Source organism: Streptomyces rectiviolaceus, from assembly GCF_039533825.1.
Taxonomy (GTDB): Bacteria; Actinomycetota; Actinomycetes; order Streptomycetales; family Streptomycetaceae; genus Streptomyces; species Streptomyces rectiviolaceus.
The window spans coordinates 1-3,024 of sequence record NZ_BAAAUG010000068.1 but is presented as its reverse complement, the minus strand read 5'-3'; the positions used below and the strand labels follow the sequence as shown (position 1 = coordinate 3,024).

The following is a 3,024-nucleotide window of genomic DNA, read 5'->3' as shown; positions in this document are numbered from 1 at the left end:
CGCAGCCGCAGCCGCAGCCGCAGCCGCAGCCGCAGCCGAACTGCGCGCCGTCAGCGACATCTGCGCCCAACTGGAAGGCGTACCGCTCGCGGTGGAGCTCGCCGCGGCGCAGACCGCCCTGCACCCGCCCGCGCAGCTCGCGCGGATGCTCCGGCCCGCCCAGGGGTGGCTCGGCGAGCCCGGAGCGCCCTTACGGCGGCACCGGTCCCTGCGGGCCGCGGTGGGCGCCAGCTACGCGCTGTGCGGGGAGGCCGAGCGCAGCGTGTGGGCTCGGCTCAGTGTCTTCGCGGGCGAGTTCGACGAGGACGCCGCCGTCCACGTATGCGCGGGCGGCGGTCTCGACCCGGCGCGGGTGGCGTCCTGCCTCGCGCGGCTGGTCCTGGCTTCGGTGCTCGAACCGGTGCGTGACCCGGGCGGCGTGCTGCAGCCCCGCTATCGGCTGCCGGCGGCGGCCCGCGGGTTCGGTGCCGAACGCCTCGAATCCGTCGGGGAGAGCGCCGCCGCGGCCACCCGCCACCTCACCTGGTACCGCACCATCGCCTCGACCGCACACCAGTTGTGGAGCACCGGACGGCACGAGCAGGCGACCCTGCTCCTGCGCGACGAGGAGCCCAACCTGCGGGCGGCTCTCGAGCGGGTTCCGCACACCGCCGACCAGAGCGCGACCGCCCTCGGCATGGTCGTGGACCTGTGGTTCTGGTGGGCGGTGTGCGGGCACGCGGCCGAGGGGCGCGAGCATCTGAGGCGGCTGCTGCCGCTCGGCCGCGCCGACACCCCCGGCTGCGGGCAGGCCCTCTGGCTGGCCGGCTGGCTCGCCGCGTGCACCGGCGCCCCGGAGGCCGAGGAACTCCTCGGCCAGGCCTGGCGCGTGGCCGTACTCGCGGGGGACGACGCGACCATCGGCCGGGTCGCCCACGTACAAGGCGTCATCGCGCTGCTCGACGGCGAGACGGAACGGGCCATCGAGCACCTGCGGGAGGCCGCCCACACCGTCCCCGCCCATGCGGACCACGGCCCGCCCGCCGCGGCCAGCTGGGCCGAGCTCGCCGTGGCCCAGGCGCGCGTCCGCCCGGCCGACGCGCTGCGCAGTGTCCGGCGCGCGTCGGCCGGGACCCAGACGCGGCACGACATATGGACTCGCTCCATGACGCAGTACGCGCACGCCGTCGTCGAGCATCTGCGCGGCCGTCGCAGCAGCGCCTGGCGCCGTGCGCACAAGGCCCTCGCCGGTGTCGTCTCCGTGGCCGGGCCACCCGGCCACGCGTCGGTCCATCAGCTGATCGCCGCGATCGAACGCGGTCCGGCGCTCGACGGAGTCGAGTGGATCCCTCCGTGCGGGTGGGATCCGCCCGCGACTTGAGTCAGGGGCGGCCGACCACTGATGGACCAGGGCAGGACCACTGATGGGCCATCATTTCTCACGCTCCGTCACTTCTGAGGCAGAGCATCCCCCCTGCTCCAGCGTGTCGTGACACATCGTGACTGCCCACCTCGGGTTAAATCCCTGAAAAGACATACATTCATCTGATTCGTTCATCTTCCTTCGGTCTACACATGGTTCGACCAGGAAGCGAAGGAACGGAGTGGGTATGCGCTCGGTGGGCCGAAGGCACGCGCTGGGGCTGGGACTTGCGGTGACAGCGGGCGCGGGCCTTGCCGGGTGCGGCGCGAAGGAGTGGGGATCCAAGGATTCGCCGTCCCCGGCACCGTCCGGACGGCCGCGGGGGCATGGGCGTGAGGGAGCGGGCGGCGGGCACGGCGCGCAGCAGAACCAGACTCCGGCGAAGGTGATCGGTGACGGCTCGACCTCGTACACGGGGAAGCAGCCGCATCAGCCGGGCAAGCCCGTCCCCCTGCAGCCGGGCGAGACGCCCCCGCAGTTCGTGATCTTCTCCTGGGACGGCGCGGGCGAGGTCGGCAACGGTCTCTTCCCGCGTTTCCTGAAGCTGGCCGAGGACCACGACGCGAAGATGACGTTCTTCCTCTCCGGGCTCTATCTCCTGCCCGAGCCCAAGAAGCGGCTCTACAAGCCGCCGAACAACGCGGTCGGCGCATCCGACATCGGTTATCTCACCGACGGTCACATCAAGGAGACGCTGAAGTACGTCCGTCAGGCCTGGCTCGAAGGGCATGAAATCGGCACGCACTTCAACGGGCACTTCTGCACCGGAACCGGAAGCGTCGCCAACTGGACGCCCGCGCAATGGCAGAGCGAAATCGACCAGGCCACCTCCTTCGTCAAGGAATGGCGCACGAACACCGGCTGGACCGATCTGCCGTCGCTGCCTTTCGACTACGACAAGGAACTCGTCGGCGGCCGCACCCCCTGCCTCCTCGGCCAGAACAATCTGCTGCCCGTCGCCCGCGAACGGGGCTGGCGCTACGACTCCTCGTCGCCCGGCGGATCACAGCGGTGGCCGGAGAAGCGCCTTGGGGTGTGGGATCTGCCGCTCCAGCAGATCCCGTTCCCCGGGCACCGTTTCGAGGTCCTTTCCATGGACTACAACATCCTCGCCAACCAGTCGAAGAATTCGACCCGGGCGCCCTCGTTCAACTATCCCGGCTGGCGCACCCAGGCGGCCCAGTCGTATCTCGCCGGTTTCCGGCGCGCGTACGAGACGAACCGTGCCCCCTTCTTCATCGGCAACCACTTCGAGGACTGGAACGGCGGCATCTACATGGACGCCGTCGAGGAGGCCCTCAAGGCGATGGCCGGGCAGAAAGACGTGCGCCTCGTCTCCTTCCGGCAGTTCGTCGACTGGCTCGATGTCCAGGACCCGGCCGTCCTCGCCAGGCTGCGCGGACTCGAGGTGGGGCAGCGCCCCGACGGCGGCTGGCACAGCTTTCTCGGCAAATCCACCAAGCGAGAAATCGACAGAGAGATGGAGACAAGAAGTTGACCGTGAATCGGTTGAAGCTGAAGTACGCATCGGTGAAGTACGTGTCGGTGGCGGGAATCGCAGCCCTCGCTGTTCTGACGGGCCCCGCGGCGGCCGGCGCCGGCGCCGTGAGCCCGCACGCCCC

2 protein-coding genes are annotated in these 3,024 nt (G+C 70.4%); both read left to right on the top strand.

Features of this window, described 5'->3' with window-relative positions; genetic code table 11:
- On the top strand, positions 1–1,360 hold a 1,360-nt coding region (locus ABD378_RS19575; RefSeq protein ID WP_344522211.1), incomplete at its 5' end, for an ATP-binding protein.
- 229 nt (positions 1,361–1,589) lie between these two features.
- Positions 1,590–2,900: a polysaccharide deacetylase family protein gene (locus tag ABD378_RS19570; RefSeq protein ID WP_344522210.1), complete on the top strand. Its 1,311-nt coding sequence runs from the start codon at positions 1,590–1,592 to the stop codon at positions 2,898–2,900.
- The last annotated feature ends 124 nt before the right edge of the window (positions 2,901–3,024 follow it).

What these genes read in the sequence shown, in the direction of transcription:
- ABD378_RS19570 (WP_344522210.1), top strand. Translation starts at nt 1,590, where the DNA reads ATGCGCTCGGTGGGCCGAAGGCACGCGCTGGGGCTGGGACTTGCGGTG.